A 20,773-nucleotide genomic window follows, 5' to 3' on the forward strand; every position below is an offset into this window, starting at 1 on the left:
CTTACTGCGACTAGATGATCGCATGAGAGAAAGCCCTTGGAGGGGGGGGGGAGAAACAGAGAAAATCAATCAGTTCGCAACCGAATCCTCTGTGCATGCGCCGTTTGGGTTTGCAACGAGATCGCAGAACCCAAATAGCGCCTTTGCATAGCAGGTTGCCGCAGAGCGGACCCATGCTGGCGTCACGGTACTCAACCATAGTGCTGGAAGAATGCATCCGGAGATAGCTACCGGCACAAGTGCATCCGAAGCTTCTGTAAGCGTAGAAGGACCGTGTCGCCACCACAAAATGGCGGCTGCGACGATGGCTGTTAACAAGGAGGCTCCAATGCCCCACCATCGCAGGCCATAGAGATTACGCCGAAAGCCGTAAGCGATCAGCTCCTGACGGACCCGGGCGTTGTCACGTGTATTTTCGACTAGCCAGCGTACGGCAGATGCGTAGGTTTCATCGGCACGCTCTGGATTGGCGATCTCATCCTCTGGCGAAGGAAACGCGATATCGGGAATGCGCTCTGACAGAAACCGCTTGTAGCGGCGCTTGGTCGGCATTTCCAATGTGAAATCTTGATGCCGTAGCCATTCCTTTCCCGGCAGACCGCCTGGAAACAGTGTGGTCTCCGCCCGTTTCCCCGCTTGGCGTGCGATATTGGCCAGCCAGAACAGTACGCCGAGTCCGAAGGACATGGTGATCACTGTCTCTTTGGGGGACACCGTTCCGGGCAACACGGCCAGGGAGGTTAGCAGGAGCGGGAGGACTACCAGCAGTGCTGGCAATACTTGCGCTTTTCTACCGTACTCGTCGAATAGAGATTTGTAGGTCATTGCCAGATGCCCTCCGTAATGCTGGCTTGGTATCCCGATGGATGGCGGATCAGCATCACCGAGGGTGCGACCCGCCATTCTTTCAGTACCTCTGCCGTCTGGCGATCGAGCGCGGAAGGCCCGGATGGGGTGAGATGACTGTGCCATGTTCCGAGGCAGTAGAGGGCTCCAGCGGTTTCCTCTGAATACCGTTCCACCGCTCTCTTGAGCCCCTTAGTTTCCAGGATGAAACAGTCGGCTCGGCGTACGCTACTTTCAGGAGCCGGTACGATGCCAGTGACATAAAAGGTGTGTGTCGCTTCCGAGATCCTTCCCATGAGTACGCCGCCAGTCTCAACGCCTGGGAAACGATTGATATCTTCCGAAATGGCTTGATGCGCATCGGCGCCGATACGGATTGTCCAGGGGCTGGCCTCGACCTTGATTCGCTCGGAGGGCTGGACCACGATTTGCTGCCATTGGACCTGGATGCCTTGTCGCAAGCCAATCCAGGTGTGTCCAGTTGCCATCGGTAGTCCGTCACGACGTAGGTCGGCGATGGCCAGACTCATGGCCGATGCGAACTGGGACACCACCGCGTCCGGCATCGCCATGGTCGAAGAACGGCAGCCTTGACCTGTCTCGATAAGTGCATGGCTCGCGCCTCCTGGCAGAAGCGCATTACTGAGCGCTGAATCACTACGAGCGCGCTCGTATAGAGCGGCGACCATGTCTCCGACGTTGGGGTTGCCATCGGTGCTCTCGACCAGCAGGGTTGCTGCTGCTCCGCGGCCCCAGATCGCCGCCTCGATGACGGGCGCGTGGAGTTTCGGCGCCGCTTCCATAAGGGCGTCACGTACTGCGAGCGAAGCGGTCGCATTCACCACGGCCCAGGCGTTTCTCGGAACCGCCTTCTTCAGCAGTTTCGGGTCTGCGAGGACGTCAAGGACATGCGCGCTCAAGGCTTCCGTATTCTGAGCGAGGCAAAGTAGAGCCTGCTGTAGCGCGAACGCCTTGTTGCCGAGCAAACCCATCCCGGAGGCGTTGTCAGGAAGCAGGGCATGCCGAGCGGCGTTGTGCGGTGAGAAGTAGTCGTTGTCGACCGTTACAGACGGTCCGTCGCCCATACGACCGAGGCTGATAGCGACGTTGGAGCCCAGGCTCCCCGCGCCCAACAGTGTCCAGGGCTTCGGAGTCTTCATGTCTTCGACTCCAGACAGGCGGCGCAACAGGTTGCGGCTCAAGGTATGCACGTGGCTCGCTGGTTCGACCGGCACGGCATCGCCGTTGGCGCAGAAATCGCTGATTGGCGTACTGACGACGTAAGGGATCAACTCGATCGGGCTCTCTGTCCCTATGAGCGGGAACGGGCGCTTAGCCAACAAGACGATCGGCAAAACAAGCGGATAATCTTTCCGAGCTGTCGTGCTCGCCTCCAAGAGACGGTCGCGCAGGAGTTTCAGCCCGGTGTTGAGGGCTGCGGCGCAGCCATATGCAGCTGCCCGCTGACGCAGGTCTGCAAGGGTTGCTACGGATTCCGGCAAGTAGTCGCAGCAGACCGGTAAGCTGCCATCCGGGCCCTTGGCAGGGCCGGCGACCAGTCCGAGTGATTGTCCAAGGGCTATTCCGTTTGGGCTGTCCCCATGGCGCATGAGACGACCGAGAGTGTCGCGGGCGAGTGGGAAAGACTCTGATCCCAGAGCGATCAGTATCCCCGGGGGTTTATCGCGCTCGTACCAGTAGTTGCATCCGACAAACCAGGGGCGCTCCTGACCGTCTGTCCTTCCGTATAAGACCCCAGCGTCTGCACAGATGACGTGCGTTAGCGTGTCGCGACGCACAGGCTCCCAGCCTTGCTTCGGATCGATCAGCGTCCCGTTTGCGGCATTGTCTAGCCATGCCGAGATCTGATTGAGCACGCTTTCCAGCCCGCTCGCATGTAGCAACTCGGTCAGCGAGCCTTCGACCACGCAAGGGACAGGAGGATCATCTTCCGGTCCTGGATTGATGTGAGGGTGGGATCGACTGAAGTCGTTGCGCAACTCCAGGGATGGGGCGCACAAAGGGTAGTTGGCGGGGAAGCGCAGTGTTACTGGCTCCACTGGGCGGACGCCGCTCGGTGAATGGCCCTCAGCCAGCCACCTTGAGGGCATGCTTACCCGAAAACTGGCAACGACCGCCGTTGTCTCATTCCCTGTCGAGAGCGAGAGGTTCTCCACCGCGGGGTGCTCGCGAATCGTTGCGACAGCCCGAGCGACTGCGGAAGGCAGGACGCTAGCCATGGGGTAGCGGTTGGCGTCCGATTGCACCTGAACTCACAGAGGCACCGATGGCCGCTGCCGCGCTCTTGAGCCGAGGACCGTCGCGGGAGATCGTGTACTTCGAAGGTTGCGGGCCAGCAACCCGCTCGAATCGACCTCCGGCTTCCTTCGCGATCGTCTGGTACTCGCGCTTGGCACGAATGCACGGCGGATCGTTGGTGTCGTCCAGGATCTCCTTGGAGCTGGAAACAAGATATGCGCCTCCCCGTGCCTGAGATAGCGCGCTCCTGGCGTCTGGAGATACTTCCGCTTCCTCGCCGAGTTTGCTCCAGCTATCGCGCGAGAGGGAGTGCCAGGAGCAATGGTGCGGTGTGAGGAGAAGGTCGTAGTCGAGCCAGTGAGGGCGGTTCTCGTGTCGTGCCCAGAGTCGCTCCCATATCGCGACTTCTGCATCTCCACCGGTCAGATAGCGGCAGGCATCTTCGTTTCCTTCGGCCGAGAGCTTGAAACGAAGGACGACGCTGGAGTTGTTCTTGCTGAGCAGTTCCTCCTCGTCTTCATCGTCCGATGTCGGCATCGGCGCCAGCAGGCGAGCCGAGAAGCTGCTGTCCCGCAGGCCATCGATACTGCGGAATTCTTGGTCCGTCATGACGAGAATCGGTCCCAAATCGTCGGTCTTGCCGTTCTCGTCCTCACCGAGGATCAAGATTCTGTTGCCGCTCTCCATGGGCTTGTCGTCGCGGAAATGTTGAACCCGCCGCTTGGCCTCTTTTTTCCAGGCTTTCGCATCTGCGCAAAGGGTGTGATTCTTTGAGGCCCGGCGGAACACCATCGGAGAAGACCACATCTCGCGGATGAGGATTTTGTCGTCTCCGGGATGCGACTCTGGAGGACCGAGGTGAAAGTGTCGCTCCAGACCCCGGCAGTGGTCCTGGTCCGGGTGACTCAGTAGGAACGCGTCCACGTAATAGTGGCCAGTCTTTGAGTCCTTGTCCAGCCGCTCGCGCAGCATTCGTGCGACGTCAGGCGTGTCATCCTCCGGATCGTCTGCAGCTTCTCTGATGTTGACGTCGACCAGGATCTTTCTGCCGCTGTCCAGCTCGATCAGCGCCATGTCTCCATTGTCGACCGAAAAGTACGTCACCGAAACCATATCGCGTTGCCTCTCAACATAAATACGCCCCAATTTAACAACATATGGTATTAATCTCAGATGATCACAACAACATGTAGCGTCTTGTTGTCAAAAGTGTAGCCTTCCTAGCTAGCCCTTAGGTGGATAGGGATCATTTCCATGGCTATCGCTGCCGCTGATCCGCCCGTTCCTGTTGTGGATGCGCAACTCCGTCCCTTGGTTGCGGCTCGTCTGCCGGCCTGCGTCGACTGCTTCATGCTTGGTGTCGTGGTGGCTGCTTGCGCGGCTGCCGCCACCGCGTTTCACGTCCCAGCCTCCGTTGGGATTGGGCACGATATGGTGGGTCTTGGGTCCGCGTGGCATGTCTATTTCTCCAGTTCAGCATGTTGCCATGAAAAGTTCAGAGTACCGAACTTGCGATAAAGTTAGCATTTGTTTTTCGGAAGTCAAGTGTCTATTGTTCGGACTACTGAACAACCTTCCATTTTTGCCGTTAGAGGGTCGCTGAATGGCTACCGCCTTGGGGGACAAGATTCGAGGGCTCCGCAAGGAACGGAGGCTGACACTGGACAAGCTCGCGGAGCTGACCGGGTCGAGCAAGAGCTACATTTGGGAGCTGGAGAACAAGACGCCACCGAGACCGTCGGCGGAGAAGCTTTCCAGGATCGCCGACGAACTGGGCGTGACGATCGAGTACCTGCTGGACGCGGAGGGCACCGTCACCGAAGAGGATGCGGCGGATGCCGCCTTTTACCGCAAGTATCGGCGCATGGACCCCAGCACGAAGGCGAAGCTGCGCAGCCTGGTCGATATCTGGGACGACGATGACTGACGAGAACCTAAGTCCCGAGCATTGGGCGTTCAGGCTGACCCACATCCTGAATGCTGCTTGTGTTGATGACCGATTTCCGGTGGATGTCAAGGCGGTTGCCAAGGAGATTTCCAAGCAGCTCTACCCGAACGATCCCGTGAGCTTGGTCAAGGGCCGCTCTTTGCCCGGATTCGACGGGGCGCTCTATAAGGCGCCTCTGGGCAAGAAGGGGTGGGGCATCTTCTTCAATTCGGATGTTTCCTCGCCCGGCCGGATCAACTTCACGTTGGCGCACGAGTTCGGGCACTACCTGCTTCATCGCCTCAACCACCCGAACGGAATCGAGTGCGAAAAGGAGGGCATCGCTCGCTGGGAATCGGAATACGGGCAGATCGAGCACCAGGCGAACGTCTTCGCAGCCAACCTGCTGATGCCGCTCGATGACTTTCGTCGGAACATTGGAGGCCAGGACAGGCCATGTCTGGACGATCTTGGGGAGTGCGCCAACCGATACGAAGTTTCCTTGATCGCGGCCGCTCTGCGTTGGGTCGAATACACAGGGCGGCGCGCCTGCCTGGTCCTCTCGCGGGATGATTTCGTTCTTTGGGCTCGATCAAGCAAACGTGCGTTTCGAACGGGCTTATACATCAAGACAGCGGGGCTTCCCCCTGTTCCGGTGCCACTGTCAGCCTTGGCATGCCGCCAGCACGAACTGGTAGGCGGCCGTGGTTCCACGCAGCATCCTCCCGGCGTTTGGTTTTCCGAAGAGTGCGAAGAACTCGTCCTGTACTCGGATCAGTACGACTTCACCATTTCCTTGTTGCATTTCAGTAATGTTGCGGAAGGCTTCGAGCCAGGCGAAGAGGTCGAAGAAGATGTTTCCGATCGGTACGCAAAACTGCTGAACCGATAGGACAAGAGACACCCAGCGAACAAAAGGACACCCACTTACCGTTGACGCTCCCAAGGCGCTCTCCTACGCTTCCTCCAACACCTCCAGCGGAGATGCCCCATGACCCGTCCCCGCGCCTCGCTCGTCTCCTTGTCCGATACGCCCTGGTATCACGTCGTCACGCGCAGAGTAAAGGACACCCACTTACCGTTGACGCTCGCGAAACGCTCTCCTACGCTTATCCCAACACCCCCAGCGGAGATGCCCCATGACTCGTCCCCGCGCCTCGCTCGTCTCCTTGTCCGATACGCCTTGGTACCACGTCGTCACGCGCTGCGTGCGCCGGGCGTATCTCTGCGGCTTCGATCGGCTGACGGGGCGGAGCTTCGAGCATCGGCGCGGGTGGGTGGAGTTGCGGCTACGGCAACTCGCGGGGGTGTTCGCGATCGATGTCGCGGCCTATGCGGTGATGAGCAATCACGTGCATCTGGTGGTGCGGGTGGATGCGGATCGAGCGGCGGGGTGGTCGGATACCGAGGTGTTGCGGCGCTGGCGGTGTCTGTTCCGGGGACCGGTGGTGGTGGAGCGGTTTCTGTCGCCTGCAACGCGGGCAGAGATGACCGAGGCGGAGCTGGATGGGGTCGCGGGCTTGGTCGAGACTTACCGGGCGCGGCTGGCGGATCTCTCGTGGTTCATGCGGGTGTTGAACGAGTCGATCGCGCGGGCGGCGAATCGGGAGGACGGGGTCCGCGGACGATTCTGGGAAGGACGGTTCCGTTCGCAGGCGATCCTCGACGAGACGGCACTGTTGGCGGTGATGGCCTATGTCGATCTCAACCCGATCCGGGCGGGGATCGCGGAGACGCCGGAGGAGAGTGCGCATACCGGGATTGCGGCGCGGATCGCCGACTTGCGCGCGGACGAAGGTGACACGGCAGGACGATCGTTCGCTGTCATAGAGCGATCGACACCTGAGGTTGTCGACGCCCCGCCAACGGCGTGCACCGCCGCAGCGCCCGAGACCGACCACGCCGACAGCTCACCAGATGCCCGCAGCACTCACCTCTGGGAGACCGTCCTCGATCGCCTGCCCCCTGCCCCACTATTACCCTTCGGCAACCCCGCCGAGGTCCCTGCAGCAATCCCCTTCACCTTCGGCGACTATCTGACCCTGGTCGACTCGCTCGGCCGCGCCCTGCACCCACGCAAGCGCGGGTCGATCCCGGCGGAGCTGCCCGACATCCTGTCCCGACTCGGTATCGCGCCGGAGCGCTTCGTCGAGCACGCCGGTTTCCTGCTCAAGGGGTTCGGCGCGGCGATCGGTGCGCCGGAGCGGATGACGGCGCTCGCGGCACGGCGAGAGTGTCGTTATCTACGCGGCGTGCGCCGCGCCATGGCCCTCTTCGGCCCGACCACGCCGACGGATCGTCCGGCAGCGACCGCATCGCCCTCGCCCGTCCCTGGCCGATAGTGCGGTGCGCATGGCCTGTCCCTGGCCGCGCCAGCCCCTGCACGCTATGCCTTCGGCTGCGCGCGCCGCGCCCCTCCCCCGATCGGCTTGAACGCCACGGGGGCGACGAACCGCGCCCAGGCCCAGCTTGCCAGCCGGACGACCAGACGCACGACCAGCAGCGCCCACAGCAGCATCAACGCCCGGTAGACGATCACCCAAGCGGAGATCAGCTCGGGCTGCGGCAGTGCCACCCACGCCTCGCCCTCGACCCGGTCCTGATACCACTGCAGCGCATCGGCGCTCGATCCGTTGCCGGCGATATGCATCTCGGGTTGGCCGAGCAGGCTCGACGGGATCGAGTCGAGCAGCGTGGCGAAGGCCGCGACGGTCAGCAGCGCCAGCACCAGTTGCACGAGGTTGTGCCGCCACGCCGAGGCCTTCGGTGACAACCAACCGCGCGCATGGAAGGCGAGCACCCAGACCACCACGACCACCGCGGCAAGGAGCGATTGCGTCAGTCCGACGAGGAGCACGAACCAATCGAGACGCTTGAGCGGGATCCCGCGAATCGCCCCGAACACCAGGGCCGCGACGACAACGGCGATCAGCAGCGCCCAGAAGGTCACGGCAGGCCCCATGGAGGGGCCGGTGGTCCAGACCACCCAGCGATCCTCGGCGGGCATCACCTTGACGCTGAGGTTCGTCGCGGCGGTCACGCCAAGCTCGACCGGCGCGACCCGGTAGCGTGTCGCGATCGCCGCCGCCGAGTCCCAGCTCACCAGGACCCGATGGAGACCGGGATCGATCGGGACCTGAAGCTCCACCCGACCATCCTCCAGCGCGGTCTCTCGGACGTGCCGTCTGGAGCCATCCACCGCGAGCGCCTCGAAGCGCGACCCGGCGGCCAGCCTGATCGGCAGCACATCCCCCTGACTGGACTGGATGCTGACCTCCAGTGTGTAGCGGGAGCCCTTGGCCCGCGGCATGACGGTCAGGGTCGAGGCGCGCACCGTCATGGTTGCGGCCGGCACCGGCTTGGGTCGGGTCACGTTGAGTTCGATGCGCTGTCCCGGCCAGGGTCTCCAGGTCCGCAGCGCCCCCTGCTGGAGTGCCGCGACGCCCTCGTCCTCGACCGCCTCGACGCGCCACAAGGGGGATTCCGCGATCGCCCAGGTCTCGCTGAACGCGCCCCCGCCCGGGCTCTCCAGACGAATGCGATCGGCGAACTCCAGCTCGCTGGTCCAGCGACGCTCGGTCTGGCCGGCGCGGAACGGGATCTCGATGCGGCCGTCCCGAACGGACAGACCCGAGGAGACGACGCGCTCGCCCTCGAGCAGGGGCACCAGCACGACGGCGCTGTCGCTGCTGCTCGACAGGCGCTGCACCCGCGTCGAGACCGTCCACTTGGGTCCGAAGGAGATGGTCCTGAGCACCCGGGTGAAGGGTTCGAGTCCCGCGGTATCGGGCGCGCTCGCGTCCCCGGCCTCAGCCCGCTGCCGGGGCGCGATGCTGAGACTGCCGTTGGACAGCCCGAGCGCGGAGACGCCATCGACGCGCCAGGCGTCCGGGGCCTCGACCCGGATTCGCTGCGGCGCGGCGTTGAGCGTCAGGGTCAGCCCGCCGGGCGGGATGGCGCCGGACAGCTCGAGGCTGTGTCGCCCGGCGGGCACGCGGACGTACCTGATCCGCGATGCGCCATCCGCGCGCACCGGTGTCGTCTCGCCGTCGAGCAGGACCGCCCGTGGCTGCCACTCGGAGCGGCGCGCGGGGAGCGGATAGGCGGTCTCGTGCAGGGCGGAGACGTCCAGGAGCAGCCGCAGCGCCCACCCCTGCTGGTCCTCGGCGCGGGAGATCATCACCCGCATGTCGCCCGAGGACGCACAGTTGGGCGCGCACTCGGGGGAGCGGAGCAGGTGCGAACGCAGCTCTTCGATCAACGTGTCCGACGGATAGCCGGCGGGCTGGGCGAGCGCCTCGTCGCTGACGAAGAGCGCGGGGCTCGACAGCATCGCCACGGCGATCAGCGCAACGGCGGGCGACGAGGGCCGCGCGGCGCCGACATCGAGCGTCATCGCCTCCTCGTCCGATGCCACGGGCCGGTCGCGATAGGTCCGGTAGCCGCGGAAGGCCAATGCCACCAGCAACACGATGAGACCGCCGGCGCCGATCAGCTTCGCGGCGCCGAACACCATCGGCGTGAGCAGATAGAGCGAGGCGGACTCGAAGGCATCCGGGACGTTCGGGACCTGCCAGGCAAGGGTGGTCTGGTTGCCGCGCCAGGTGGGCAGTCCCGGCCCGGTGCCGATCTTGGCCTCGGCATCGACGATCACCTGCAGGCGACCACCGTCCTGATCGAGGCCCAGATAGTCAGAAGGCGCGGCGGCCTTCCCTCGCATGGGCGCGGATGACGGCATCGCCATCTCGGGCTCGGCGAGCCCCATCGCGCGGTTCGGGCTGGACAACGCCGCGTCGTAGCGGTTGGCGAAGTTGCGATCAAGCTGCGGAAACAGCGACGTCTTGACCGCGTAGACCGTGAATGAGGCGACGAACACGGCTAGCGCGACGAACAGCACCGCGGCGATCCCCCCGACGAGGTTGCCGAGACGCGGGATGTCGCGCTGATAGCACGCCCGCGTCAGGATGCCGAGGAGGATGACGGCGATCCACAGCGACCCGCCGCCGAAGGGCAACTGCCAGGTCAGCGCCCCGACGATCACCCACAGCACGCCGGCCCAGAGGCCCAGGGCCTTGACGAAGAGCGCGGCGACCAGGATGAGCAGGAACAGATCGAGCAGGTTCCACTTGGTGAGCCAGGTCCGCGGGAGGTTGTCGGTGCCGAAGGCGGCGACGGCGAGCCACCCCGCCGGCAGGTTGATGGTGGTGTTGACCGAGTCGAACACCGCGCTCTCGGCCACCCAGCCATTGCTCGCGAGCCGCAGGGGGAAGGTTCCGGACTGCTCGGGATCGGTCTCCAGACGCCCCTCCGCGGTGAGCGCGAGTCGCCCCGCCGGTACCTCGATCCCGTCCAGCGACGCCGCCGCGTCGTCCGCGGCGATCTCCGAGAGCACCCACGGTGTGCCATTCAACTCGAGACGGCCGATGTCCAGGGGCGACGAGAAGCGGCCCGGCGCGAACAGCTCGCCGGTGATGCTGTCGCGGAACGTCAGCCCGCGACCGGAGAAGTCGAGCCACGCCTCGCGGCGCAGGTCCACACGCCCGACACCCGAGCCGATATCGGCGAGCAACTGCACATCGAGTGATCCGGCCTTGCCGGCCTCGGCCAGGAAGGCGCGATCGCCGCGCCACGGCTCGGGGATCTCGGTCTGGCTGGGGTCGATCTGATCCAGCCCGGTGAAGCCGAGAGAGCGAAGCTCCGGCACCACCTGGAACGACCACAGCTCCCTGCCGGGCCAGCCCTCGCCGGTGACATCGGGGACCGGGATGCTGAGGATGTCGCCGGTGGCGTGCGCCAGGACGTCGACCGAGTGCGAGCCCTGCCCGACCTGGATCTCGAGCCGCCCCGCCTGATCGATGCCCACCGGGAGCGCGCTCTCGACCTGATGGGGGACGAAGCCCTCGGGCAGGAAGTCCGCGAACGTCAGGGACCGTTCGCGCCCGGTCACGGAGATCAGCAGCCGGGTGACGACGATCATCGGGTTGCCATCGGTGAAGCGCCGGAAGACCTTGATCGACAGCGAGTCCTGGGGCGCCGCCGGCGTCGCCTCGCGAGGGCGCTGGAGCCAGAGATCGCCGTTGTCGTCGAGCCGGAGCGGCGTGCCGTCGGCCGCCAGCACCACCCCGACCTGCTCGGGGATGGACAGCTGCGTCGGACGCCGAAGCCACGCGATCTCGCCCTCGACGCGGGCGGAGGCGTGGGGACCGTCCAGGAACAGGAACGGCTTCCCGTCGCGATCGACCACGGTCGCGGGCGCGCCGTCGAGCGTCACCTCGGTCGGCCAGGCCCCGCGTTGACCGGGGAGCGGCAGCCAGCCCCGCTCGAGCAAGGTCCAGGGTTGTCGGAAGCTCATGGCCTCGCGCCCGATCGACAGGACGAGCGGCCCCGGCCAGGCACACACGGGATCGAGGGCGGCGCCGGCGGCCAGCGCGGGGGTGCAGCCGAGCGCGGCGGCCTGGTCTCGCAGCGCCCACGGGACCCATACCTGCAGCTCGGCAGGAACGCCGGTGAGCCGCCAGTCCTCCATGCGGTCGATTGGCTGCGCCTCGATCATCGCGCCCGATGCCGTCTCCTGGCCCGGAGACACAACCTCTGGCGCCGATTGGGCGAGCGTCGTCGCCGGCAGGAGCAGCACGGCGAGGGCGACGAAGAGCACGGCCACGGGCGCCAAGGCCGGGATGCCGAGATGCGCATGGGTGTTCTCGCGGGCAGCGAGCACCGGGTGTCCTGAACGAGACATCGCGTCCCCCTATGGCGGCGATGATGGGTTGCGTTCGCAGGAGGGTACCGCAGAGTCGCGCAGAAAATGCGCCTGTTAAGGGGAATCACCGAACTGACGCGCCTGGTTTGCGATGCAGACCGAATGGAAGACGCTTGACGCCTATCCGAGTGGCTCGACTCGAACCCAACCCGGAGCTGACACTGAGCAGCGTGACGCGGGAGGGGCTGGAGACGCTCGAGCGGCTGCTCACCCCCGGCAGGACCTATTGCTTCGTCGGCTCGTCCGGCGTCGGCAAGAGCACCCTGATCAACCTGCTGACCGATCAGGCACGTCGGGAGACCGGCGGCGTCAGCGGCACCGGCGAGGGACGTCACACCACGGTACGGCGCGAGCTGATCCGGCTCGCCGGCGGCGCGCTGGTCATCGACAACCCCGGGATGCGCGAGTTCGGCGTCCTCGGCGCCGAGGACGGTCTCGACGCCGGCCATGGCGAGATCACCGCGCTCGCACAGCACTGCCGCTACCGCGACTGCACTCATACCGACGAGCCGGGATGCGCTATCTTGCAGGCGGTGGAGGTCGGGACGATCGGTCGGGCACAGCTCGACGGCTATCTGAAGTTCCGGGAGGAATCCGTCTTCCACCAGCGCTCCCATGCGAGCGGCGCAAGAAGGACCGCGACCGCGGCAAAGACCTCAAGTCGGCGAAGAAACAGCTGAGACGCTGACCCGAGGCGACAGGACCCGGCTCCAATGACACGCGGTTTGGTGACTCGGCGCCAGGAGCGCGCGCAAGGACATCGTCTCGATCAATGGACTAGCGAGGTATCCGCGCATGAGACCTACCGTGACCGCACTCGGCCTCTCCCTGGCCCTGCTCACCGGGCTGGCGCCGACCACCCAGGCCGAACCCAGGGATCAGTTCACCAAGCCCGATCCGAGGGAGATCGAGGTCCAGCAACACCCGGACCCGGATGACCTGCACGTCGCCCGCCCGCCGCTCGAGATCCGCTATCAGTGCCCGCCCGGGTGGACGACCTCGGTCGGCAGCTTCGAGCCGCACCAGACGACGGTCTGCGTGCCCGAGGACGTTCCGCAACGCATGCCCTGCCCGCCGGGCACCGTCCTCACCAGGAGCGCGTGCAGCATCGCCTGCCAGGTGTTCAATTAGTCGTCCGACGGACCGCCCCGGGGCCGCGACCCCGGGGCACCGCGCGATCAGAAGAAGCCCAGCGGGCTGGTGCTGTAGCTCACCAGCATGTTCTTGGTCTGCTGGTAGTGGTCGAGCGCCTTCTTGTGGGTCTCGCGCCCGATGCCCGACTTCTTGTAGCCGCCGAAGGCCGAGTGCGCGGGATAGGCGTGGTAGCAGTTGACCCAGACGCGCCCGGCCTGGATCGCGCGGCTGGCGCGATAGGCGCGGTTGGTGTCGCGGGTCCAGACCCCGGCGCCGAGCCCGAACTCGGTGTCGTTGGCGATGGCGATGGCCTCGGCCTCGTCGCGGAAGGTGGTCACGCCGACCACCGGGCCGAAGATCTCCTCCTGGAAGACCTTCATGTCGTTGCGCCCCTTGAGCAGGGTCGGCTGCACGTAGTAGCCGGTGCTCAGACAGCCATCGAGGCACTCGGCGCCGCCGCCGATCAGCACCTCGGCACCCTCCTCGCGACCGATGTCGATATAGGACATGATGCGTTCGAACTGCTCCTGCGAGGCCTGGGCGCCGACCTGGGTGTCGGTGTCGAGCGGGTTGCCGCGTTTGATACGCGCCGCGCGCTCGATCACCCGGCCGATGAAGTCCTCGTAGATGTCCTCCTGGATCAGCGCCCGCGACGGACAGGTGCAGACCTCGCCCTGGTTGAAGAAGGCCAGCACCAGCCCCTCGACGCACTTGTCGAGATAGTCGTCCTCGTGACGGAGGATGTCGCCGAAATAGATGTTGGGCGACTTGCCGCCGAGTTCGACGGTCGAGGGGATCAACTTGTCGGCGGCACAGCGCAGGATGTGCTGGCCGACCGGGGTCGAGCCGGTGAAGGCGATCTTGGCGATGCGCTCGCTGGTGGCCAGCGCCTGCCCGGCCTCCTCGCCGAGACCGTTGACGACGTTGATCACGCCGGGCGGCAGCAGGTCGGCGATCAGCTCCATGAAGAGCATGATCGAGGCCGGGGTCTGCTCGGCGGGCTTGAGCACCGAGCAGTTGCCCGCGGCCAGCGCCGGGGCGAGCTTCCAGGCGGCCATCAGCAGCGGGAAGTTCCAGGGGATGATCTGCCCGACCACGCCCAGAGGCTCGTGGACGTGATAGGCGACGGTGTGCTCGTCGATCTCGGCCATCGAGCCTTCCTGGGCGCGGATACAGCCGGCGAAATAGCGGAAGTGATCGGCGGCCAGCGGGATGTCGGCGGCCAGGGTCTCGCGCACCGCCTTGCCGTTGTCCCAGCTCTCGGCCACGGCCAGCATCTCCAGGTTGGCCTCGATCCGATCGGCGACCTTGAGCAGCAGGTTGGAGCGCTCGGTCACCGAGGTCCGCCCCCAGGCCGGTGCGGCGGCGTGGGCGGCGTCGAGCGCCAGGGCAATGTCGGCGGCATCGGAGCGGGCCACCTGACAGAACACCTGGCCGTTGACCGGGCTGACGTTGTCCAGGTAACGGCCATTGACCGGGGCGACCCACTCGCCACCGATGAAGTTCTCATAGCGCTCGGCGAAGCGCACCACGGCGCCGGGATCACCAGGGTTGGCATAGATCATGGCTACGGTCCTCCTGTTGTCTGCATCGCTTGAGCCGACCCGCGTCGGCGAGGCGGCAACAGGACGTTACCGGGGCATACCCGTCGAATACTTGCCCCGCAGTCCCCAAGACTGGCCTGACAGTCCAGGCCCGGGACCACGGAGGGAACAGCATGCCGCCAAGCGTACCGATGTCGTTGAGCACAGCCTTGCCATCGCAGCAGCCGGTGGACCTGATCGAGAACCGCACACTGTTCGCGCGTCACGCGGCCGAGCTGTCGATCTACGACACCTTCGCCCCGGCCCGCGACGTGCCGCTGCGCGCCGATGAGCTGCTCTACTGCGCGATGACCCAGGGCCGCAAGCGGATGCACGGTCCACACCCGGCGCACGACTTCCTGCCGCACCAGTCCTATGTGCTTGCCCCCGGCGAGCAGGTGCTGATCGACTTCCCCGAGGCGACGCTGCAACGACCGACGCGCTGCCTGACCATCGCCGTCGAGCGCGAGCGACTGCGCCGACTGCGCGACCGGCTCGATCGCCACGCGCCGCTGCCGCGCGGGCTCGGGAGCTGGCAGACGGTGCCTCGGCACAGCTGGCACGGCCATCACTCGGTGGCCACCCAGCGCCTGCTCGAACGCATCGCCGGGAGCTTCCTCCAGGCCGACACCGACAACGATCTGGTGCTCCACCACGGCGTCGACGAGCTGCTGGGCCGGCTGCTGCGCCAACAGGGGCGCGAGTTCCTGCTCGCCTGCGCCGCCGTCGAGCCCGATCACGACTCCTTCAGCGCGGTGCTCGACCACATCGAACGTCATCTCGCACAGCCGCTCGACATCGAGCGGCTGTGCCGACTGAGCTGCATGTCGCGCACCCGATTCTATGCCCGCTTCGCCGCCCTGCTCGGCTGCACCCCCAACGCCTATCTGCTCGAGCGTCGGCTGCGCCGCGCCGCCGCGCTGCTCGACCGGGGCATGGCCGTCACCCGCGTCGCCTACGAGGTCGGCTTCCAGAGCCCGAGCCACTTCTCGCGCCGCTTCCAGGCACGCTATGGGGTCGCCCCCAGCCGCTACCGGGCGCACACCACGCCACCTCCGCCGGGTTGAGCCGGCTCGCCGCTTCCGGCCCACACGGGTTCTGGACTATGCTGCCCCCTTCTCGCACTTCGGAGACATCGACCATGGCCAAGGAACACCCGACCCCGGAGACCCGCACCGGCTGGCGCGCGCCCATCGACCGCGTCGTCTCGTCCGCGCCGATGCGGCTCGCCCAGACGCTCGGACTGCGTCTCAGCGTCACCGCACTGCTGCTCGGCTGGCTGGTACTGCTGGTCGGGATCAACGCGCTCTACCCGATCGACGTCAGCGGTCTCTTTCTGTCCGCCGTCTTCCTCACCCTCTATGTGCTGCCCGGGCTGATCGCCTATGACCGCGGCCTGACCAAACGCCTGCGCATCACCGTCATCAATGTGTTCTTCGGCTGGACCCTCGTCGGCTGGGCCGGGGTGCTGTTCTGGGCACTGATCGGCGAACCCGATCCGGAATCGAGCGGGATCGCACACGCCCGTCCCTGACCTCTCGCCCCGGCCCCGGATCAGCAAGCCACCGAGCGTCGGAGGGGCGTGTTCACCGCCCCTGACAACGGGGTTCCGTGATCCAAGCCACGGACACCTCCGAGGCGGAAAGGTTACAATTTTATGAATGTTGGGCCGGTACGGTACCGGCCCCGCTCGCGCAGCAAGGATCGCTCGCCAAGGATCCGATCGCCCGAGCGCATGGACCACGCCCGGCCGTGACGTGGCCCCGACAACAACACCTCCAACGGCCCCACGTCAGGCCCCGCACGCAAGCAGCTCGGCAAGACCATGACCCCGGACCACCCAGGTCCGCACGCACAGCCAAGAGCATCCGAGCCAACATGCCCCGCATCCACCTCAGCCTCGGCCGCAAGATCGGCCTGGCCTTCGCCGTTATTCTCGTCTTCATGCTGCTGATCGCCGTGATCGGCTGGAACGGACTACAACGCATGGGCAAGGTCCAGGACGACCTCATCCACAGCTTCGAGCAGTCGAACTTCCAGCTCGCCAAGGAGATCGACCACCTCGTCTGGGTCAACGACCTCGGTCTCAGCCTGCTGCTCGAACAGCCCTTCACCGGCGAACTCGACCCGCACCGATGTGACTTCGGCGAGTGGTACGACAGCCTGCGCAACGACCCGAGTTATGCGCACTACCCCGAGGAGTTCCGCGCCGCCTTCGACACCATCGCAGTCCCGCATCGCGCCGTCCACGAGTCGGCCAAGCGGATCAACGCCGCACTACAGCGCGGCGATCACGACCAGGCACTGCGCATCTATCGCAACGAAACGCTCGCCTACCTGCAGACCCTGCGTCACCTGTTCGGGGTACTCGAGGAATCGCTCCAGGCCCAGCAGCAGCAGAGCATCGCCATCTCCACCGAGACCAGCCAACTGGCACGCTGGAGCATGCTCATCGCCGGCGCCATCGCCCTGGCACTGGCCACCCTGCTCGGGGTACTGCTCACCCGCCTGGTGGTCAAACCGGTGCGTGCCACCACCGAGCGACTGCGTGACATCGCCGAGGGCGAAGGCGACCTGACCCAACGCCTTGAGGTCCAGGGTAACGACGAGATCACCGAACTCTCGCGCGCCTTCAACGCCTTCATCGAGCGAATCCACGGGCTGGTCAGTCAGGTCGCCGGTGCCGCCTCGCAACTCTCGGCCGCCGCCGAACAGCTCTCCGGGACCAGCGCCGAGAGTCGTGAGCACGTCGCCCAGCAACAGCGCGAGGTCGAGCAGGTCGCCACCGCGATGCACGAGATGGCCTCGACCGTGGCCGAGGTCGCACGCAACGCCGCCGAGGCCGCGCAGGCGGCTCAGAACACCGACAACGAGGCCGAGGCCGGCAGCACCGTGGTCGGCGAGGCCAACACCACCATCGATGCGCTGGCCCTCGAGGTCGAGGACGCGGCCAAGGCAATCTCGCGACTGGCCGCCGACAGCGAGGAGATCGGCAAGGTGCTCGACGTGATCCGCGCCATCGCCGACCAGACCAACCTGCTCGCGCTCAACGCCGCGATCGAGGCAGCCCGCGCCGGTGAACATGGCCGCGGCTTCGCGGTGGTCGCCGACGAGGTGCGCAACCTGGCCAGTCGCACCCAGGCCTCGACCACCGAGGTACAGGAGATGATCGAGCGGCTGCAGGGCGGCGCCCTCGGCGCGGTCGAGGCGATGGAGCGGGGTCGTGCCAAGGCCGGCGAGGGCGTGACCCAGACCACGCACGCCGCCGAGTCCTTCCAGACCATCACCCAGTCGATCGGCACCATCACCGACATGAACGCCCAGATCGCCAGCGCCGCCGAGGAGCAGTCTGCGGTCGCCGAGGAGGTCAACCGCAGCGTCACCAACATCAACGACGGCACCGCGCACGCCGCCACCACCTCCGGCCAGATCGCCCATGCCAGCGAGGCCCTGGCCGCGCTCGCCCTCGAACTCCAGACCCTGCTCGGGCGTTTCCGTATCTAAGCCGCCAGCCGCCAGCCGCCAGCCGCCAGCCGCCAGCCGCCAGCCGCCAGCCGCCCAGATTGAACCGCAAAGCCGCGAAGCACGCGAAGTGAATGATGTGTGCTGTCGGCGCGAGGCTACAGACGGCGCGGGTCCGCACCCACTGGCGGCTGGCCTGGCGGCTTAGTCCCCTTTGTGTCCTTGGTGTCTTGGCGGTTCGAATCAGCTTCCAGCGATCAGCATCCAGCCTCCAGTCGGCGAGGCTGGTGTGCATGATCGGCGATTGACGGACAAGACGGTATCTTTGCGGTTCATGCCTCGAAGCTCGGCGCTCGCGTCCCGGTGTTGGGTTAACCGTCGACGAACGCCGCAGCTTCGTCGATGGCATGGTGGGCGGACGGTTAACCCAACCTACGAGATCAGCGCTCAGCCTCCAGCCGTCCGCCGTTGCGCAGGTGTCTGGCGGCTGTGTTTGAGGGGAGGCCACCACTGGTGGCTGGCGGCTGACCGCTGGGGGCACTTCTCTCCTTTGCGCCCTTGGTGTCTTTGCGGTTCGAATCAGCTTCCAGCGATCAGCTTCCAGCCTCCAGTCGGCGAGGCTGGTGTGCAGGATCGGCGATTGACGGGCAAGACGGTATCTTGGCGGTTCATGCCTCGAAGCTCGGCGCTCGCGTCCCGGTGTTGGGTTAACCGTCGACGAACGCCGCAGCTTCGTCGATGGCATGGTGGGCGGACGGTTAACCCAACCTACGAGATCAGCGCTCAGCCTCCAGCCTCTCCAGCCGTCCGCCGTTGCGCAGGTGTCTGGCGGCTGTGTTTGAGGGGAGGCCACCACTGGTGGCTGGCGGCTGACCGCTGGGGGCACTTCTCTCCTTTGCGCGCTTCGTGTCTTCGCGGTTCAAACCAGCTTCCAGCCTCCAGTCGGCGAGGCTGGTGTGCATGATCGGCGATTGACGGGCAAGACGGTATCTTGGCGGTTCAAAATCCAGGTATCCGGATTCAAGAACCACCCGCTGCGGCCGTTACTCAGGGACGGAACAGACTCGCCTCGGAGGCCCAGCGATGATCTCGCTTCATTCATCCGTCTCGCAGCTCCAGTCCCTCTCGACCCTGCGCTCGGGTGCTGGCGCATCCGGCTCGCCGACGACAGCGACCCGTGACGCCACCGCAGCAGCACCGCAGCAGCAGGTGCTCGAGCGACTCGCCGCGCACATCCCGGGCATGGACGCCAATGCCGTGCGCAAGCTCGATGCCGAAGAATTCACCCCAGACAAGGTCGCCAACCGTATCGCCGACGCGGTGGCCACCGGGCTCGAGAGCGCCCGCGCCCGTGGCCGCTCCGAGGCCGAGATCGAACAGCTCTATCAGCAGGCCGTCGAGGGGGCACGTCAGGGCTTCAAGGAGGCGCGCGAGATCCTCTCCAACCTCGACGCGCTCCAGGGCAAGGTCGCCGATCAACTCGACGAGACCGAGCAACTGACCTTCGCCGCGCTCGACGGCCTGGCCCCCGGAGGCCAGGGCACGGCGAGCAGCGCCACCACCGCCATCGGCGTCGCCGAGCGCTTCCAGCACGCCGAGTCCTTCTCGCTCGAGGTGCGCACCCGCGACGGCGACAGCGTGCGTATCGACTTCGGCCAGCAGCTCGACTACAGCGCCAGCGCCGCGCTCGCCCGCGACAGCGAGGGCAACCAGGTGGCGCAATTCGACGTCTCGCGCACCGCCTCCAGCAACTACAGCTTCAGCGTCAAGGGCGATCTCGACGCCGACGAACTCGACGCCATCCGCAACCTGGTACAAGACACCAGCGAGCTGGCCAACAGCTTCTTCCAGGGCGATGTGCAGGCGGCCTTCTCCCAGGCCGGCAGTCTCTCGTTCGATGCCAGTCAGCTCTCGCGCATGGAGCTGAACATGAGTTCGAGCACCAGCTACTCGGCCGCCCAGGCCCAGCGCTATCAGGAGACCCAGCAGCTCGGCAACGAGTCGCAGAGCGAGCGACCCGGTCGCCGCATCGGCCAGCTGATGGATCAGATGCAGGAGCGCTTCTCGCAGCCGGCGCTCGGCTTCCTCGAGGACGCCCGCGCCAGCGGCGCCGAGCTGATGCAGGGCCTGGTCGAGCAGGACGAGCGTTTCGTCAGCGCCGAGAAGCAGCAGCAGGACGACTTGCGCTCGCACATGAGCCGACTGCTCGACGCCTTCGCACCCCAGCGCACGAGCGGGGATGACTGAGGCCGACTCGGGCAGATTGGCCGGTTCCCAGTCGTCGGGACGACTGCCCGAGGCGCCCACCGCCTACCACGCCGCGAGCGGCTCGAGTTGCGAGCAGCTCGCGGCGACAAGCGCCATGGCGAGTTCGCGTACCACCGGCACCGAGGCCCGCTCGATCGACCTGGAGTAGAAGGCGAGACGGCAACGGGCATCGCCCACTCCCAGGTCCAGCACCTCGGCCGCCCCCTTCAGATAATCGATACCCTCTACTCCGCCATCAGGCGCCGCTCCACCCCCGGCACACCAGGCCAACGCCCCAGGGACGAGGCGTGGCAGATTCACGCCTCGCAATCACATCTCCACCCACACCAGACCACGACCACTCGACTCGACCAAACGGTGGAACGCCGTGTCCGCCGGCTGGTTGTGATGCAACGCCATACCGGCGGCAAGCTCGTTCGGTATCGCGCTCGCGGCTGGCGTGCTCGCGCTCGAGCGTGTGGTCGAGCAGCACCGCGAGAGAGGCGGTCGGACTCGCGCGCGTACCCGCAGCACCGATTCGATGTCGCCAAGCGC

The 20,773-nt window shown here is 65.8% G+C and carries 16 protein-coding genes; 10 read left to right on the plus strand and 6 right to left on the minus strand.

Annotation, left to right across the window (positions count from 1 at the left end):
* Positions 1-69 precede the first annotated feature (69 nt).
* The 4 genes from HF203_RS07690 to HF203_RS07705 form a co-directional block, all read right to left on the minus strand.
* Positions 70-825 (minus strand): hypothetical protein, encoded by a 756-nt coding sequence (locus tag HF203_RS07690; protein WP_168668332.1) that lies wholly within the window; start codon positions 823-825, stop codon positions 70-72.
* A complete protein-coding gene (gene cap2-3, locus HF203_RS07695; RefSeq protein ID WP_281349801.1) occupies positions 822-3,086 on the minus strand; it encodes an anti-phage 6A-MBL system cap2_3 protein in 2,265 nt (754 codons plus the stop codon). The genes HF203_RS07690 and cap2-3 overlap by 4 nt, the downstream gene beginning before the upstream one ends.
* Positions 3,079-4,218 (minus strand): anti-phage 6A-MBL system MBL-fold protein, encoded by a 1,140-nt coding sequence (gene mblB, locus HF203_RS07700; protein ID WP_168668336.1) that lies wholly within the window; start codon positions 4,216-4,218, stop codon positions 3,079-3,081. Before mblB ends, cap2-3 begins: the two co-directional genes overlap by 8 nt.
* 111 nt (positions 4,219-4,329) lie before the next feature.
* Complete coding sequence (locus tag HF203_RS07705; protein ID WP_168668338.1) at positions 4,330-4,563, minus strand: DUF2188 domain-containing protein; 234 nt, start codon at positions 4,561-4,563, stop codon at positions 4,330-4,332.
* Positions 4,564-4,708: 145 nt separating this feature from the next.
* On the opposite strand from HF203_RS07705, the gene HF203_RS07710 reads away from it, so the two are divergent.
* From HF203_RS07710 to HF203_RS07720, 3 genes are all read left to right on the plus strand, one after another.
* Positions 4,709-5,032, plus strand: coding sequence for a helix-turn-helix domain-containing protein (locus HF203_RS07710; protein WP_168668340.1), 324 nt, complete (start codon positions 4,709-4,711; stop codon positions 5,030-5,032).
* On the plus strand, positions 5,025-5,924 hold the full coding sequence (locus HF203_RS07715) for an ImmA/IrrE family metallo-endopeptidase (RefSeq protein ID WP_168668342.1): 900 nt from the start codon (positions 5,025-5,027) through the stop codon (positions 5,922-5,924). The genes HF203_RS07710 and HF203_RS07715 overlap by 8 nt, the downstream gene beginning before the upstream one ends.
* Before the next feature lie 247 nt (positions 5,925-6,171).
* Positions 6,172-7,374 (plus strand): transposase, encoded by a 1,203-nt coding sequence (locus HF203_RS07720; protein ID WP_168668344.1) that lies wholly within the window; start codon positions 6,172-6,174, stop codon positions 7,372-7,374.
* Between the two features lie 44 nt (positions 7,375-7,418).
* On the opposite strand, the gene HF203_RS07725 is transcribed toward HF203_RS07720, so the two are convergent.
* The gene (locus tag HF203_RS07725; protein WP_168668346.1) at positions 7,419-11,750 is read right to left on the minus strand and encodes a hypothetical protein; all 4,332 of its coding nucleotides are present in this window, start codon (positions 11,748-11,750) and stop codon (positions 7,419-7,421) included.
* 155 nt (positions 11,751-11,905) lie between these two features.
* Between HF203_RS07725 and rsgA the strand changes: the two genes are divergently transcribed.
* A complete protein-coding gene (rsgA, locus tag HF203_RS07730; protein ID WP_246221695.1) occupies positions 11,906-12,472 on the plus strand; it encodes a ribosome small subunit-dependent GTPase A in 567 nt (188 codons plus the stop codon).
* Between the two features lie 115 nt (positions 12,473-12,587).
* On the plus strand, positions 12,588-12,923 hold the full coding sequence (locus HF203_RS07735; RefSeq protein WP_168668348.1) for a hypothetical protein: 336 nt from the start codon (positions 12,588-12,590) through the stop codon (positions 12,921-12,923).
* A gap of 47 nt (positions 12,924-12,970) precedes the next feature.
* On the opposite strand, the gene exaC is transcribed toward HF203_RS07735, so the two are convergent.
* Entirely contained in the window at positions 12,971-14,491 is a 1,521-nt protein-coding gene (exaC, locus tag HF203_RS07740; RefSeq protein WP_168668350.1) for an acetaldehyde dehydrogenase ExaC, read from the minus strand.
* Positions 14,492-14,643: 152 nt separating this feature from the next.
* On the opposite strand from exaC, the gene HF203_RS07745 reads away from it, so the two are divergent.
* The 5 genes from HF203_RS07745 to HF203_RS07765 all read left to right on the plus strand — a co-directional run bounded on the left by HF203_RS07745 (position 14,644) and on the right by HF203_RS07765 (position 20,387).
* A complete protein-coding gene (locus HF203_RS07745) occupies positions 14,644-15,576 on the plus strand; it encodes an AraC family transcriptional regulator (RefSeq protein WP_168668352.1) in 933 nt (310 codons plus the stop codon).
* A 74-nt stretch (positions 15,577-15,650) separates the two neighbouring features.
* Positions 15,651-16,043: a superinfection immunity protein gene (locus HF203_RS07750; protein WP_168668354.1), complete on the plus strand. Its 393-nt coding sequence runs from the start codon at positions 15,651-15,653 to the stop codon at positions 16,041-16,043.
* A gap of 344 nt (positions 16,044-16,387) precedes the next feature.
* Positions 16,388-18,013: a methyl-accepting chemotaxis protein gene (locus HF203_RS07755; protein ID WP_168668356.1), complete on the plus strand. Its 1,626-nt coding sequence runs from the start codon at positions 16,388-16,390 to the stop codon at positions 18,011-18,013.
* 1,041 nt (positions 18,014-19,054) lie between these two features.
* Positions 19,055-20,218, plus strand: coding sequence for a DUF5610 domain-containing protein (locus HF203_RS07760; protein ID WP_168668358.1), 1,164 nt, complete (start codon positions 19,055-19,057; stop codon positions 20,216-20,218).
* Complete coding sequence (locus tag HF203_RS07765) at positions 20,211-20,387, plus strand: hypothetical protein (protein ID WP_168668360.1); 177 nt, start codon at positions 20,211-20,213, stop codon at positions 20,385-20,387. Before HF203_RS07760 ends, HF203_RS07765 begins: the two co-directional genes overlap by 8 nt.
* The last annotated feature ends 386 nt before the right edge of the window (positions 20,388-20,773 follow it).

Origin of the sequence: Marichromatium bheemlicum (genome assembly GCF_012276755.1) — a bacterium.
Taxonomy (GTDB): domain Bacteria; phylum Pseudomonadota; class Gammaproteobacteria; order Chromatiales; family Chromatiaceae; genus Marichromatium; species Marichromatium bheemlicum.

Coding starts and splice junctions, on each gene's coding strand:
- HF203_RS07690 (WP_168668332.1), bottom strand. CDS start 825: ATGACCTACAAATCTCTATTCGACGAGTACGGTAGAAAAGCGCAAGTA.
- cap2-3 (WP_281349801.1), bottom strand. CDS start 3,086: ATGGCTAGCGTCCTGCCTTCCGCAGTCGCTCGGGCTGTCGCAACGATT.
- mblB (WP_168668336.1), bottom strand. CDS start 4,218: ATGGTTTCGGTGACGTACTTTTCGGTCGACAATGGAGACATGGCGCTG.
- HF203_RS07705 (WP_168668338.1), bottom strand. CDS start 4,563: ATGCCACGCGGACCCAAGACCCACCATATCGTGCCCAATCCCAACGGA.
- HF203_RS07710 (WP_168668340.1), top strand. CDS start 4,709: ATGGCTACCGCCTTGGGGGACAAGATTCGAGGGCTCCGCAAGGAACGG.
- HF203_RS07715 (WP_168668342.1), top strand. CDS start 5,025: ATGACTGACGAGAACCTAAGTCCCGAGCATTGGGCGTTCAGGCTGACC.
- HF203_RS07720 (WP_168668344.1), top strand. CDS start 6,172: ATGACTCGTCCCCGCGCCTCGCTCGTCTCCTTGTCCGATACGCCTTGG.
- HF203_RS07735 (WP_168668348.1), top strand. CDS start 12,588: ATGAGACCTACCGTGACCGCACTCGGCCTCTCCCTGGCCCTGCTCACC.
- exaC (WP_168668350.1), bottom strand. CDS start 14,491: ATGATCTATGCCAACCCTGGTGATCCCGGCGCCGTGGTGCGCTTCGCC.
- HF203_RS07745 (WP_168668352.1), top strand. CDS start 14,644: ATGCCGCCAAGCGTACCGATGTCGTTGAGCACAGCCTTGCCATCGCAG.
- HF203_RS07750 (WP_168668354.1), top strand. CDS start 15,651: ATGGCCAAGGAACACCCGACCCCGGAGACCCGCACCGGCTGGCGCGCG.
- HF203_RS07755 (WP_168668356.1), top strand. CDS start 16,388: ATGCCCCGCATCCACCTCAGCCTCGGCCGCAAGATCGGCCTGGCCTTC.
- HF203_RS07760 (WP_168668358.1), top strand. CDS start 19,055: ATGATCTCGCTTCATTCATCCGTCTCGCAGCTCCAGTCCCTCTCGACC.
- HF203_RS07765 (WP_168668360.1), top strand. CDS start 20,211: ATGACTGAGGCCGACTCGGGCAGATTGGCCGGTTCCCAGTCGTCGGGA.